This window comes from Methanobrevibacter sp. V74, assembly GCF_963082495.1.
Taxonomy (GTDB): Archaea; Methanobacteriota; Methanobacteria; order Methanobacteriales; family Methanobacteriaceae; genus Methanocatella.
Genome location: NZ_CAUJAN010000003.1, coordinates 368,166 through 381,678, shown reverse-complemented (window position 1 = coordinate 381,678; position 13,513 = coordinate 368,166). Strand labels below are relative to the sequence as shown.

Annotated in this window: 17 protein-coding genes; 14 read left to right on the top strand and 3 right to left on the bottom strand. The window is 31.2% G+C overall.

Features of this window, described 5'->3' with window-relative positions; genetic code table 11:
• The first annotated feature begins 33 nt into the window (after positions 1 to 33).
• Complete coding sequence (locus Q9969_RS06935) at positions 34 to 2,523, top strand: heavy metal translocating P-type ATPase (protein ID WP_305555696.1); 2,490 nt, start codon at positions 34 to 36, stop codon at positions 2,521 to 2,523.
• Between the two features lie 8 nt (positions 2,524 to 2,531).
• Here the strand turns inward: Q9969_RS06935 and Q9969_RS06930 are convergent, their stop codons facing one another.
• Together Q9969_RS06930 and purB are read right to left on the bottom strand one after the other, a co-directional pair.
• Positions 2,532 to 3,380, bottom strand: a complete 849-nt coding sequence (locus Q9969_RS06930; RefSeq protein ID WP_305555694.1) for a hypothetical protein — start codon at positions 3,378 to 3,380, stop codon at positions 2,532 to 2,534.
• Positions 3,381 to 4,730 (bottom strand): adenylosuccinate lyase, encoded by a 1,350-nt coding sequence (purB, locus tag Q9969_RS06925; protein WP_305555692.1) that lies wholly within the window; start codon positions 4,728 to 4,730, stop codon positions 3,381 to 3,383.
• A gap of 132 nt (positions 4,731 to 4,862) precedes the next feature.
• Between purB and Q9969_RS06920 the strand changes: the two genes are divergently transcribed.
• The 6 genes from Q9969_RS06920 (at position 4,863) to Q9969_RS06895 (ending at position 8,553) form a co-directional block, all read left to right on the top strand.
• Positions 4,863 to 5,066 (top strand): helix-turn-helix transcriptional regulator, encoded by a 204-nt coding sequence (locus tag Q9969_RS06920; protein WP_305514560.1) that lies wholly within the window; start codon positions 4,863 to 4,865, stop codon positions 5,064 to 5,066.
• Between the two features lie 90 nt (positions 5,067 to 5,156).
• The gene (locus tag Q9969_RS06915; RefSeq protein ID WP_305514562.1) at positions 5,157 to 5,912 is read left to right on the top strand and encodes a type II CAAX endopeptidase family protein; all 756 of its coding nucleotides are present in this window, start codon (positions 5,157 to 5,159) and stop codon (positions 5,910 to 5,912) included.
• Positions 5,913 to 5,923: 11 nt separating this feature from the next.
• A complete protein-coding gene (locus Q9969_RS06910) occupies positions 5,924 to 6,322 on the top strand; it encodes a hypothetical protein (RefSeq protein WP_305555690.1) in 399 nt (132 codons plus the stop codon).
• Between the two features lie 305 nt (positions 6,323 to 6,627).
• On the top strand, positions 6,628 to 6,750 hold the full coding sequence (locus tag Q9969_RS06905) for a hypothetical protein (protein WP_305555688.1): 123 nt from the start codon (positions 6,628 to 6,630) through the stop codon (positions 6,748 to 6,750).
• 147 nt (positions 6,751 to 6,897) lie between these two features.
• On the top strand, positions 6,898 to 7,632 hold the full coding sequence (gene pcn / locus Q9969_RS06900; protein WP_305514566.1) for a proliferating cell nuclear antigen (pcna): 735 nt from the start codon (positions 6,898 to 6,900) through the stop codon (positions 7,630 to 7,632).
• Positions 7,633 to 7,683: 51 nt separating this feature from the next.
• Entirely contained in the window at positions 7,684 to 8,553 is an 870-nt protein-coding gene (locus Q9969_RS06895; RefSeq protein ID WP_305555685.1) for a hypothetical protein, read from the top strand.
• 382 nt (positions 8,554 to 8,935) lie between these two features.
• On the opposite strand, the gene Q9969_RS06890 is transcribed toward Q9969_RS06895, so the two are convergent.
• Positions 8,936 to 9,088 (bottom strand): hypothetical protein, encoded by a 153-nt coding sequence (locus tag Q9969_RS06890; protein WP_305555682.1) that lies wholly within the window; start codon positions 9,086 to 9,088, stop codon positions 8,936 to 8,938.
• A 371-nt stretch (positions 9,089 to 9,459) separates the two neighbouring features.
• On the opposite strand from Q9969_RS06890, the gene Q9969_RS06885 reads away from it, so the two are divergent.
• The 7 genes from Q9969_RS06885 (at position 9,460) to Q9969_RS06855 (ending at position 13,511) form a co-directional block, all read left to right on the top strand.
• Positions 9,460 to 9,738, top strand: a complete 279-nt coding sequence (locus Q9969_RS06885) for a 50S ribosomal protein L44e (protein ID WP_292739056.1) — start codon at positions 9,460 to 9,462, stop codon at positions 9,736 to 9,738.
• A 10-nt stretch (positions 9,739 to 9,748) separates the two neighbouring features.
• Complete coding sequence (locus Q9969_RS06880; protein WP_067044971.1) at positions 9,749 to 9,928, top strand: 30S ribosomal protein S27e; 180 nt, start codon at positions 9,749 to 9,751, stop codon at positions 9,926 to 9,928.
• Between the two features lie 62 nt (positions 9,929 to 9,990).
• Positions 9,991 to 10,791, top strand: coding sequence for a translation initiation factor IF-2 subunit alpha (locus Q9969_RS06875; RefSeq protein WP_305555679.1), 801 nt, complete (start codon positions 9,991 to 9,993; stop codon positions 10,789 to 10,791).
• Positions 10,792 to 10,797: 6 nt separating this feature from the next.
• Positions 10,798 to 10,968, top strand: coding sequence for an RNA-protein complex protein Nop10 (locus tag Q9969_RS06870; protein ID WP_305514607.1), 171 nt, complete (start codon positions 10,798 to 10,800; stop codon positions 10,966 to 10,968).
• 7 nt (positions 10,969 to 10,975) lie between these two features.
• Entirely contained in the window at positions 10,976 to 11,749 is a 774-nt protein-coding gene (locus Q9969_RS06865) for a proteasome assembly chaperone family protein (protein ID WP_305514609.1), read from the top strand.
• A gap of 28 nt (positions 11,750 to 11,777) precedes the next feature.
• Complete coding sequence (locus tag Q9969_RS06860; protein ID WP_305555676.1) at positions 11,778 to 12,323, top strand: DUF2112 family protein; 546 nt, start codon at positions 11,778 to 11,780, stop codon at positions 12,321 to 12,323.
• A gap of 9 nt (positions 12,324 to 12,332) precedes the next feature.
• Entirely contained in the window at positions 12,333 to 13,511 is a 1,179-nt protein-coding gene (locus Q9969_RS06855) for a TIGR00375 family protein (protein WP_305555673.1), read from the top strand.
• Positions 13,512 to 13,513 lie beyond the last annotated feature (2 nt).

Here is a 13,513-nt window from a genome sequence, read left to right as displayed (position 1 = left end):
TATGTTTTATATAATAGAAACGGTTGTGATGGAATGGTAAAACATAAACGTATGGATTTGCCAATTGAAGGAATGCACTGTGCTTCATGCGTTTTAAGTGTTAATAAAACTTTTGGAAAAATTGATGGTGTAGAAGAAGTTGATGCGGATTTGTCAGCTAATAAACTACATATTACAATAGACACTAAAAAAATTTCTTATGAAGACATGGAAAGGTTGGTTAAAAACCTTGGCTTTGAACTTCATACAGATGAAATGACTATAAGAATCCAAGGTATGCATTGTGCGTCATGTACAATGAATGTTGAGAATTACCTAATAAGGTTAGATGGTATTTTTGATGTTAAAGCTGATTTGACTTCACAAACAGCAAAAATACGTTATGACTCTTCTAAAGTAACATTAGATGAAATTGAAGAGGTGATTGTTTCTTTAGGCTTTGAACTTTTAGGTGTTGAAGGTCAAACAGAAATTGATGAAGAAGCTATATACCAGCAAGATTTAAAAGAGAAAATGAATAGAATCATTGTTGGTTTGATATTTTCCGTAATTTTAATGATTTTAATGTTTAGTGGATGGGATCCTTTAATGGGTTTGACCCATAACATTCATGAAGCTACTGGAATTCACATATCCTCTATGGGATTGTTATCATTGATTGTAAGTATAGGACCATTTTTCTACATTTCCTTACCGATCCTCAAAGCAGGAATCAACGGTTTAATGCATAAAAACTTGAATATGGATGTAATGTATTCCATGGGTATTTTAGTTGCATATGTATCAAGTATTTTTGGAACTTTTGGTATTGTTTTAGACCACACTTTCATGTTTTATGATTCAGCTGTAATGCTTCCTTCATTCTTAATGATTGGAAGATATCTTGAAGCTAGAGCTAAAAAACGTACCTCTGATTCAATTCGTGAATTAATTGGTCTTCAACCAACTGTTGCAACATCAATTGAATTAGATGAAAATGGCGAGATTGCCTCTCAAAAAGAAGTTTCCATTGTTGATATTGTAATTGATGATTTACTTTTAGTAAAACCCGGTGACAAAATACCTGTAGATGGGGATGTTGTTGGTGGGGAATCTTATGTTGATGAATCAATGATTAATGGTGAACCAATTCCTAAAGTCAAAAAAGACGGTGAAGAGGTCTTTGCCGGAACTATTAATCAGGATGGTGTTTTGCATATTAAAGCTAAAAAAATTGGTAAAGAAACAGTTTTATCAAATATTATCCGTTTAGTTGAAAAGGCACAATCCTCAAGGCCTCCAGTTCAAAAATTCGCAAATACAATTGTATCATACTTCATTCCGGTTATTTTATCAATAGCTATTATGGTATTCGCAATATGGTATTTTGTGTTGGGAGGAACTTTATTGTTCTCACTTACATGTTTGATATCCATTCTGGTAGTTGCATGTCCGTGTGCATTAGGGCTAGCTACTCCAACAGCGGTTACAGTAGGTGTTGGAAGAGCCGCTGAATATGGTATCTTAATTAAAAATGGGGATACCTTGGAAAACGCAGGTCAAATTGATGTAGCTGCTTTTGATAAAACTGGAACAATTACTGAAGGTAAACCGGAAGTAGATGATGTTATGGCATATGATGGGTCTGAGGATGATTTGATTAAACTTGCAGCAAGTATTGAGCAAAATTCAACTCACCCAATTGCTAAAGCTATTGTAAATAAATCAAAAGAGCTAGATTTGGAACTTTATCCAATCACCGGCTTTGAAAATGTTGCAGGTAAAGGCCTCAAAGCCGAATTAAATGGGGAAATGGTTCTTGCAGGTAATATGGCTTTAATGGATGATTATGATGTTGAAATTTCAGATGAGCTTGTTGATAAATATCATGAGCTTGAAAGTTTAAGTAAAACTATTATCTTTTTAGCTAGGGATAAATCTGTAAAAGGCCTTTTAAGTTTGTCTGACAAAATCAAAGCTAATTCTAAAAAAACAATTGATGAATTGCATAACATGGGTGTTAAGACATATATGCTTACAGGGGATAATGAATCTACTGCTTTAAATGTTGCTAGGGAAGTTGGAATTGATAATATTGAGGCAGGTGTTCTTCCAGAAGATAAGTTAGACATTGTTAAAAAGACTCAGGCGAATAACACTAAGAAAGTTTTATTTGTTGGAGATGGTATTAATGATGCACCGGCGCTTACACAAGCTGATATTGGTGTTGCCATGGGTAATGGTACTGATATAGCTATGGAAAGTGGAGATATTGTCATAATGGAAGGGGACTTAGAAAATGTTGTTGCAGCTGTGCAATTCTCTAAAAAAGTAATGCGCAGAATTAAGGAAAACATTTTCTGGGCATTTGCATATAATTCACTTTTAATCCCAATTGCAGCGGGAGTTTTATATCCGGCATTCGGAATAACATTCGAACCTGCTCTTGCAGGTCTTGCAATGGCAATGAGTTCTGTAACAGTCATATCTCTTTCACTGATGCTTAAGAGATATGTTCCTGAAATAAAAAGAAGTAAAAATTAATTGATTTTTTAATCAATTAATTCTATTTTTAATTTTCCTAGTTTTGGGGATAAATAGTTGTAGAATATTGCAATGAGATAAGCTTCAACAAATCCGCCAATAAAACCAATCAGGACAATACCGATGGAGTTGGTGATTGGTGTTCCACTTATAGCCATTATTATTGCAAAAAGCAAATTCAAAACACCGCTAATAATTGCAAATACAATAGCTAATTTTAAACCATCAACTGATTCAATAGCAGTATAATCATTTTCCTTAACTAAATTCAAAACAATTCCTCTGCCTCTGCCTGATAAATAATTGTAGATTAGGGTTCCAAGTAAAACAAATACAAAAGTTATAATCAAAGTACCAAAAATTAAAATTGCAATTGTTGCCGGTTGGCTGATTACAAGCAATAATTTATAAACCTGATATGCTAGGATTTGCTGACCTGAATACATTAAAGTTTGCATCATTGTGCTTAAAAACAAAGGCAGGATTAAAACTGAAACTAAATAAAATAAAATCGCTTCTATTGTTGCAATAATTGAAAGCATCATTGCAGTTTCAGTTGTAGAAATTTTAACAATTTCTTTATCATCTTTAATTTCTATAAAGATTGTTTTAAATCTTTTAGCGAGGAGATTGTATAATAAACCTTCACAGAAGGTATTGTATATTGTAAACATAAATGTTCCAACGATAATTGTTGGAATTAAGTAGATTGCAACACTTGCACCTTTTGGTGCAGTCAAACTTATTACAATTGCTATGATTATAGCAATAATTATTGAAAATACAACTGAGATTCCTGTTGTTATTGTAGTAAAGGAAGCCAGTTCAATTGAACGTAATTCTTTTGCATTTGTCATTTAAAACCACCTTTCAGATTTTTTAAGTAATTCATCGATAATTGTTGGAATAGATCCAATGTATGTGTGAGGATCCATTATTTTTTCAACATCATCTTCTGTTAGATATTTTTGAACTTCGATGTCTTTTAAGATTAACTCTCCAAGTAATAATTTTTCTTTATTTGCTTTAATAGTGTTTTTCCTAACAATTCCATATGCGGTTTGTTTTCCCATTCCTGCACGTGTTAGCTCAGCCATTAATCTTTCAGCCATGATTAAACCGTTAGTCAAGTTTAAGTTTCTTTCAATGTTTTCATCATAGAATACTAAATTATTCATTAATTTGATAGTTAAGTTTAGGATGTAATCGGTTAAAATACAGCTTTCCGGAAACATTATTCTTTCACAAGATGAATTGGTCAAGTCTCTTTCATGCCAAAGTGGATTATTGTCAAGAGCCGCATTAACATAGGATTTTACAATTCTTGCAACACCACAAATCCGTTCAGCAGTAATAGGATTCATTTTATGCGGCATGGTACTGCTTCCAACCTGTTTTTCAGGGTCAAAGTATTCTCCGACTTCCATAAGTTCAGTTCGCTGCAAGCTTCTGATTTCAAGTGCAATTTTATCTAATGTACTTGCAATGTTAGCTAAAACACTTATGAACTCAACATGGTTGTCCCTTTGTACAACCTGGTTTGTAATTGTAGCTGCAGGTAATCCTAAAATTTCTGCAACTGTTTTATGGATTTCCCAACCTTGCTCGCCTAAAGCTGCAGTTGTACCAACCGCCCCATCCATCATTCCAATACAAACATTTGATTTTGCATTTTCTAATCTTACATATTGCCTGTGCAATTCATCTGCCCAAATACCAAATTTCATACCATATGTAGTTGGAAGCGCATGTTGGCCGTGTGTACGGCCAATGCACACCTTCATTTTGTTTTCACTAGTAAGTTTGAGCATTATTTTAGTTAATCTTTCTAATTTATCTTCTAACACATTAATAGAGTCACGAATAAGTAATGAATTTGAACTGTCTACAATATCGTTAGATGTAGCTCCAAAGTGCACATATTCTCCTGCACCATTTTCACATACTTCAGTAATTGATTTTGATAATGCAGCAATGTCATGATTGGTTTCAGCTTCAATTTCTTTCATTCTTTCTAATTTAACATAATCAATATTGGCTTTTTTTGCAATTTCATCAGCAACTTCTTGGGGAATAATCCCTAGTTTTCCTTCAGCAAGTGCTAGTGCAGCTTCTACATCTAGCATTCTTTGTAATTTATTTTCTTCTTCCCAAATACTTTTCATTTCAGGAGTACCATACCTAAATTCTATTGGGTGTATAGCCATTTTTTATCAACTCACAAAATTATTATTTAATAATATTAGTTTAGTTGTTTAAAGTTTTATATTTTAGCAAACATTTATATTATTTTGTATAAAAATATATTATTGTCCTTAGGTTTTATGATAGGTGGTAACTTGGAAACAAAAATAAGACAGTTTCGCCAAGAAAAAGGTATGACTCAACAAGAGTTAGCTAATCTGGCTGATGTAACTCGTCAAACTATCAATGCTTTAGAAAATGCTCGCTATAATCCTTCATTAGTATTGGCATATAAAATTACTAAAATTTTGGGTAAAAATGCAATCGAAGATGTATTTATACTTGATGATGCATTTTAAGTGTTAAGTACTTTCGGAGGATATAGGTAACTGGTTAATTTTTCAGATTTGTGTATATAATTTTTTTTAAACAAATTTCTTTTTGATTATATGTCTTTATTTAATGATAAACTTAAAAAAATCACTTTAGAAGAAGTATTGTCTTTAATTGTTGGATTATACGTAATTCACTATTTTATTATTAAGTTTAACATAGTTAATATAGATGCAATATGGATTTATGTATTTGTAATTTTTTACTTTGTTTTCAAACTAAGAAATGAAATTCCATCACTCGGAGAGGATATTTCACAACTGTTCAAACTGAATTTACTCAAAACAATTTTTTTAGTAGTTATTTTAAACATATTTTTATCATATGGAATGTTGTATTTAGCCGATTTTATTTTAAATATTTTCACAGTTAATTTTAGCATGGCATCCTATTCAATATTGTCCAGTAGTTTACTAACTATTGTTGTAGTTGCACCAATTTCTGAAGAGTTAATATTTAGGGGAGTTTTTCTAAATAGGTTAAAATTATTTATTCCTTTAATGTTTTCTGTATTAGTTTCCTCAGTATTTTTTGCATCGCTTCATAGCTTCGGATCTATTTTTTCGGCATTTATTTTTGCTATTTGCGTATCTATTTTGTACTTAAAAACTGATAATATTGTTGTTCCGATATTTGCTCATTTTTTAAATAATTTATTTGCCGAGATTATTATTGTTCTGGATTCAAGTAATGTTTTATTCAATAACACTTTAGTTATTATTGTAATGTCTATTTTAGCTGTTATTTCATTTGCATTAATTGTCATGTCAATAATTCCCGAATTGAAAAATATTAATAATAAGGACTTATAAAACCTCATATTATGGATTTGCGAAAAATTGGAATTGTGTTGATTTTCGCCGGAATAGTTGTCACTATAGTCTTTATTGACATTCAGCAAATATTTGTCCCGGCTTTAACAATAACTATTTTGGGTTTTTTTATTACTCTTGTAGGTTTCATTAGTGAAGTCAAAAAAAGAAAGACAATCAATGATAGGTTAGATGAGGATATTGGGAATGTTCTCCAACCTTTAATCACCAAATACTCAAATTTGAATAAGCAGTATAAGGCAGAATTTGAAGGTGAAAGCTATAATCAAAAACGATTAGAGTTAAATAGAGATTTAAAATGTGAAATAAGAGAAAAACTACCTTATTTGGAAAGTAGAGAAATTAAAAAGATTGTTATTCAGTTCAGTCAAGAACAAGACAAGATGTAATTTCCATGACCGTAATGTCTCATGAAATTTCTCTTATAACGTATTTAAGGTTTTTGTCATGTTGGATGAATGAAAAAATTAAACAAAGACTTGAAACTTTAGACGGCACAATATCTTTAGGAAATTTAAAAAACGAAGTTTCCTTAATGAGTATAGCTAATGAATTTCCATAATTGAGGTCAAAAGGCCATCACCTTCAAATGGATGGATTGTTGAACATGATGGGGATGAAACAAGATGTATCCTTGCAGTTGGTGCTGAAATCATATGTTGAAATAATGAAATATTGATAAATTTAGCCTACATTGAAAATAGTATTGGTCTACTATAGATGTGTTGGTGGGGATGTTATTTTTATTTCAGAAAATGGCATTAAAACAAAAGAAGATGTCATCAGATTAAAAGAAAATAATGTTGATGCATTTTAATAATGGGTGATTTTGATTAAAAGTGATGGTAAGAATGCTCTGGTTTGTGAGTTGAAATGATTAATAATTGATCGTATTAATAAAAAAAGTTAAACTTATAATATATAAAATATAAATATATTAACATTATTTATAAGAGGATTATTTATGTTTAAAGCAGAATTAAGTGATTCTAGTATATTAAAAACCAGTTTTGATGCTATTTCATCTATTGTTGATGAAGTACAAATTCAAACTGATAGTGAAGGCATGAGATTAGATGCCTTAGACCGTAGTCATATAACTTTCGTACATTTAGAACTTAAAGCTAGTTTGTTCGATGAATATATTTGTGATGTACCTGAAAAGATTAATATTGATACTGACGAATTTATGAAAATTCTTAAAAGAGCTAAATCACAAGACAGGGTATTAATGTCTGTAGATGAAGGTAATTTTATCATTACTTTTGAAGGAGATGCTACAAGAACTTTCAAAATTAGATTGATTGACATTGAGTATGATAATCCTAATCCTCCTGTGATTGATCACCCAACTAAATTCAAAGTACGTTTCTCAATCTTAAAAGACTGTATTAACGATATGGATATCTTTTCGGACAAAGTCATTTTGCAAGTCGATGAAGACTACTTCATGGCATCAGCTGATGGTGAATTTGGTGATGCTAGTATTAAGTATCTTCATGGGGAAAATATTCAAGAACATGTAAAATCTTTGTTCTCTTTAGACAAGATTAGAGAAATGCTTAAAGCAGATAAATTTTCGGAAGAAGCAGAAATTAGATTAGGTACTGATATGCCATTAAGTTTAACCCTTAATATGGTAACTGGCGATGGCAAACTTAGTTTTTTACTTGCTCCTAGATTAGAACAAGATGATTAAGTTCATCGGTTCATCTTTTTTTTTTATTTTAATAGTTCGAGATGGTATTAAGTGGATCAATATTTTCAAGTATTGCGAAAAATTCAGAAAAAAGAGCGCAACAATGGCACATTAGCTCGTGTAGATGAGACTTTTTACAGTGATATGCATGAGTATATAGATGCTTTAAAACAACAGGCAATGAGCGATCCATTTTCTAAAGCTTTATCATTACTTAAACAATCTCAAATTATTGCAAATGAAATTTGCGGAAGACGCGAGAAGAAAATTTCAGAAGCGGCTGTTGTAAATATACAAAGATCTTATCATTTATTCACTGATGAGCAAAAGTTTGATTTAGTGGATACAACCCCTTTAAATTTAACTCCAGAGGAAGAAAAATTTTATTATTCTTTAATTGATGTTTTAAAAAACCATAGAAATAATATTTCCATTGCAGAATATTCCGATGACAAAGAATTTAGTAAAAAACATATTATAAAACCTAAAGAACCTCAGAAAAATACATTAACCTCCGGAATTGGAAAAACTATTAAAAAATCCAATTCAGAACCTGTTAGTGAGGTTATTGAGCCTAAAGTTTCTGAAGTTAGTCCCAAACCTGTTAGTGAGGTTATTGAGCCTAAGGTTTCTGAAGTTAACCCTAAACCAATCAAAAAAGTTCAATCAAAATCTGCTGGAAATATTGAAGATAACCCAAACGCTTTTGATAGTCAAAATGAGGTTTATGATTTTGAATCGCAAAGTGTGGCAAGAGAAACAGAACTTGTTACAATGCTTGTTTTTGATGAAATAGGCGCTATTGTATGTGTTGATGAGAAAGTTTATGGACCTTTCAGATCACAAGATATAGTAACATTGCCATTAATTAATGCAAAAATATTTTTCAAAAATAGAAAAGGTCGCAAGGTTAAAATTTAATAATGTTTTTACAATATCCCCGCCAAATTGTTAAATGCTAAATCATTATGCATCGAAAAAATATTAGTTTTGACACTCACTTAGTTTTCTGGATATTTCAAAAACTTGTGTGTTTCATTTTAAACAAATTTTTCACTAAGGGGATTGTCATTAATTTTGTTTTTTAATATTTTTCCCCATTTTTGTCATTTTCACTATTAATTTTCATTTGTTTTTAAATTTAAATGCTTTCATCAATTTTTTGAGTTATGAATTTTTACGTTTTTTCAATCTGAGAAAATGCAAATTTTTATTAAATTTAAATTTCAATAGGTTTGAACAGCAATTTCTTAAAATTCATAAACTTTAATTAAAATTGCTTGTTTCAGATACGGCGTACTGTCTATCTTAATGATAAACAGTTAACATTTTTAGTAGTGTTTAATGTTAAATATGTTGTATCAATTAGATTAACTTGTCCTGTAAGGTTGTAAATGGTATTTATTAGTTGATTTTCGTTGTCAACTGCATTTTTTGTAGTTCCGATTAATTTCAAAATGCCATAATCACCTTTCAAGACTATAAAAATTAGAAAACTAAGAAAAATTAAGAAATTATGGATTTAATGACAAACCTCCTAAAAACTGTTTTCTGATATTTGGAGGCATCTTTATAATTAAAAAAATAATCTATCACTAAAGTTTGAAAGTGCAAGTTTTCCATTACCTTTAAATAACTTAATTTATAGACATATTAATTGTATCTATTTGTGATAATAAAAAATTGTATTTTATATAATTTGGATTTCTGCTGTATGTAGACTTGATGCGTTACAATGCAGTTTTTATCTCTACTTTTTTGATAGAAATTGAATTTAGATAAATTCACAACTAGATTTATCATAACTTATTAATTAACGGTGAAAAAATGAAAATACCAAAGGAAAAAAGAACATATTGTCCTCATTGTAAAAGACACACAGTACATGAAGTTCACACTGCAAAGAAAAGAAAAGCTAGTGAATTAACCTGGGGACAAAGACAATTCAGACGTGTAACTGCTGGTTACAGAGGTTACCCAAGGCCTTTACCTGCTGGAAACAAACCAGTTAAAAAATTAGATTTAAGACTTAAATGTAAGGAATGTGGAAAATCTCACATTAAACAATCTTTCAGAACAGGTAAACCTGAATTCGTAGCTAAATAAGGTGGTTAACATGGTTAGTAAAGGTAGAGGAAACTTTTTAAAAGTTAAATGTTTGGATTGTGACAATGAACAAGTAATCTTTGATCGTGCAGCATCTGATGTAAAATGTATTATTTGTGGCAAAACCCTTGTCAAATCTCGCGGTGCTAAAGCTAAAATCACTGCACACATTGAAAAAGTTTTAAACTAAATTTTAGTTTTAAACTTATTTTTTACTATTTTTTATAATTTCTATTAAATGTTGGTGAGAGTATGGTAAGAAAAAATCAAGAATGGCCTGATGAAGGGGAACTTATTGTCGGTACAGTATATAAAGTTCTTAATTATGGGGCTTTTGCTAAATTAGAAGAATATCAGGGCAAAGAAGCTTTCATTCACATTTCTGAGGTATCTTCTGGATGGGTTAAAAATATTAGAGATCATGTAAGAGAAAATCAAAAGATTGTCTGTCGTGTTTTAAGAGTAAACCCTAAAAAGGGGCATGTTGATGCTTCTTTAAAAAGAATCCGTGAAGACCAAAGAACTAAAAAAATCCAACATTGGAAAATTGAACAAAAAGCTGAAAAATTCTTAGAATTATCTGCTAAATCTTTAGATAAGACTTTAAATGAAGCTTATGATGAAGTAGGTTATGAGCTCATGGACATCTTTGGGGATGTTTATGGCGCTTTTGAAACTGCTGCTGATGAAGGAGCAGAATCTTTAACTGAAGAAGGAATCCCTCAGGATTGGGCTGATGCTATTGCTGAAGTAGCTGTAAAAAACATTACTCCTCCTGAAGTTCACATTAGTGGTTATGTAGATATTGAAACTTTTGTACCTGATGGTGTTGATGTTATCATTGCTGCACTAAGGGCTGCTGAAGAACATGACAATGAGGAAGAAGAGATTAAAGTCCAATGTGTTGGTGCTCCAAGATATAGGATTACCGTAAAATCTACTGATTATATATTGGCGGAAAAAACTCTTAAAACAGCTGCTGAAAGATGTATTGCAGTTGTTGAAGGATCTGGAGGCAACGGTTCATTTTTAAGAGAGTTAGATAATAATTAGATTCTTATGAATATGAAAATGAATAAATGTCCTGAATGTGGAATTTATACTTTGAAAGATGCTTGCCCAAAATGTGGCGGGCAACTTAAAGTAATTTATCCTCCTAAATTTTCAGTTGAGGATAAATATGGTAAATACCGCCGTATTTTAAAAAAAGAAGCAATGAATAAGGAGTAGTTATTGTATGAATACTACTGAAATAAGTGTTTTAGAAGAAATCGAATTGGATAATCCTATTTTTATAGAAGCGTTGCCTGGTCTTGGACATGTTGGCAAATTAGCTGCAGATTATATTATTGATGAATTGGGAGCTACTAAATTTGCTGAAATTTATTCTCCATCATTTCCTCCGCAAGTTTTTGTAAAAGAAGAGGGCATAATCGAGAACATGTTAAATGAGTTGTATTACTTAAAAGATGTTGGTGAAGATAACTTAGATTTAATTATTCTTGTAGGCAACACTCAGGCTTTATCTCCTGAAGGACAATATTTGGTATGTAAAGAAGTCTTAGAATTTGTTTCAAATTACAATATTAATGGAATTTTCACTTTAGGCGGCATGGTTACTTCCCCACAACCTATTGAAAATCCCAAAGTCTTTGGAGCGGCTACTTGTGAAGCTAATGTTGAATTATTAAAAGAAGCTGAGATTGAAGTAAGATCTAATGACGGTGGCATTGTTGGGGCTTCCGGATTATTCTTAGGTTTGGGAACTCGTAAAGGAATCGAAGGATGCTGTCTCATGGGGGAAACTCCAGGTTACTTTATTGATGCTGAAGCTGCTGAAGCTTTATTGAATAAATTATCATTATTGCTCAATTTTGAAATCAATACTAATAAATTAGAAGAAAGAGCTGAAAAAACCAGAGAAATGATTGCTAAGGCTCAGCAAATGGAACAGGATTTGATCAACAAAGCCAATGCTGGAAATGCTGATGATTTAAGATATATTGGATAGTTCAATCCAATATTCATTTACTTTTTTTATGAATGTTATTGTCATACCTGATGCTTCAATGATTGTCATTCCATTAATCGAAAAAAATGGACACACTTATTTATCTCCATCTAATTTTTCCAAATATGATAACATGGATATTTGTGATGGAAATTTAACCTTTAATAGCTTAATTACCAAATATTCGTCTAGTGAACTTCCATCTGGTGTAAAATCAAGACTGTTTTTATTTTCTAAAATTATTGATGATGCTGATGCAGCCATAATTATTGGAAAGCGTCCGAAAAACTATAAAAGAATGTACGATTCTTTAAATGAGTTAATATTGTTCGGAGGCAATTCATGTAATAACGCTCATAGTTTGCTGGTTAAAATTGTTAATGATTTAGACATTCCAACATTAAAACTTCAATATCCCACTACTCAAAAAGAAATCATTGAGTTAATGCATAAAACAAACGCTTTTTTAAAAGATTTCAAATCAAATAGTGAAATTAACACTGATTTAACAGATAATAACCAGAAATGCTCACTTCATGAAGTTAAAAAAATATTAAATAATAATACGTTCTAACATTTAATCATGTTAGTAAATGCTGATTTTCACATTCACAGTTGTTTTTCAATGGCATCGTCTAAGGATATGCTAATTAATAATATGGCTCCTAAATCCAAATTAAAAGGTCTGCAATTATTAGGAACTGGGGATGCATTTCATCCAAAGTGGCTAGATATTGTTCAAGAAAGCACTACTTATTCAGGTGATGGAATTTATACTGCCAATTCTATGGATTTTGTTTTAACAACAGAAGTTGAAGCAAAACATAGAATTCATCATGTAATAATCATCCCTGATTTGGATATTGCCCGTGAATTATCTAATAAGTTGCCTTCGAAAAACAAAGCTACTGATGGAAGGCCCAAAACACATCTTGGAGGTGCGGAGCTATTGGAATTGGCTCATGATTATGGTTGTTTGATTGGTCCGGCACATGCATTTACTCCCTGGACTGGAATGTATAAATCTTATGACAGCATTTATGATTGTTATGAAAAAAAGCCGGATTTTGTTGAATTAGGTCTTTCAGCAGATACAGATATGGCAGATACGATATCTGAACTTAAGGACTTTCCATTTTTAACAAATTCAGATGCACATTCCCCTTGGCCACATAGGTTAGGTCGTGAATTTAATCAGATGGAGCTTGAGGATATTTCATTTTCTTCAATAAAAAAAGCCATTAAACACAAGGATATTAAAGCAAATTATGGTTTGGTGCCAAATTTGGGGAAATATCACATGACTGCATGTACAAAATGCTACAGATTAATTGATCCTGCAACTGCTCGTGAGAATAAAATGAAATGCAGCTGCGGAGGTACAATTAAAAAAGGAGTGGACTATAGAATATCTGAAATTGCCGATTTTAACAAACCTCACCATCCTTCTTTTAGGCCAAAATATGTTCATTTAATGCCATTAGCCGAAATAATCTCATCAGTTTACAATAAAGGAGTTACTACAAAAACTGTCCAGGGGATATGGCGGAAATTAATTGATAATTTTAAAACTGAAATCGATGTTTTAATAAATGAGGATGTTAATGATATTAAAAAAATAGATGCAGATGTTTCTTTAGCTATTGAATCTTTCAGAAATAACACAATTGACATTATGCCTGGAGGTGGAGGCCAATACGGTAAAATCTGTTTTAAAAAAGAAGTTAAAAAACCTAAAATGATTACTTTAGATAATTTTTAAAA